Origin of the sequence: Vallitalea maricola (assembly GCF_036985595.1) — a bacterium.
Classification (GTDB): Bacteria; Bacillota; Clostridia; order Lachnospirales; family Vallitaleaceae; genus Vallitalea; species Vallitalea maricola.
On sequence record NZ_BTPU01000313.1, the window covers coordinates 1 to 490 of the forward strand.

At 29.2% G+C, this 490-nt stretch carries 1 protein-coding gene; it reads left to right on the forward strand.

The features are described from left to right. On the forward strand, nt 1–228 hold a 228-nt coding region (locus AACQ14_RS24205), incomplete at its 5' end, for an aspartate 1-decarboxylase (protein ID WP_339366091.1). Between the last annotated feature and the right edge of the window lie 262 nt (nt 229–490).

Consider the following 490-nt stretch of genomic DNA (forward strand, 5'->3'; position numbering starts at 1 on the left):
CAGAAAGTGCAGATTGTTAATAATAATAACGGTGCTCGATTAGAGACATACGTAATAAAAGGAGAACGTAACAGCGGTACCATATGTCTTAACGGAGCCGCTTCCAGACTTGTGCAACCAGGTGATATAATAATCATTATCGCCTACGCATTGATGGATAAAGAAGAAGCTAAAAACTATAAACCAAAAGTTGTTATTCTGGACAACAAAAATCAGATTATCAACTAAACATAGTAACACTCTATCTCACTTTAATTATAACTAACCTTATTAAATATGTATTATATATTATAAGAGTAACATGTTTCATAACTTCAAATATAATGAAGCAAGTACAATAATAAGAGGTTATAATGAATATGACTAATAGTGAACAAGAAAATAGTATACAACAACAAAGTGATAGAAAGACATATGAAGTAGAGATGAATGTTAAAAATCTTACTATATAATAAATAGACTCTTCAAAACTATTTAGTATTGAAGAGTC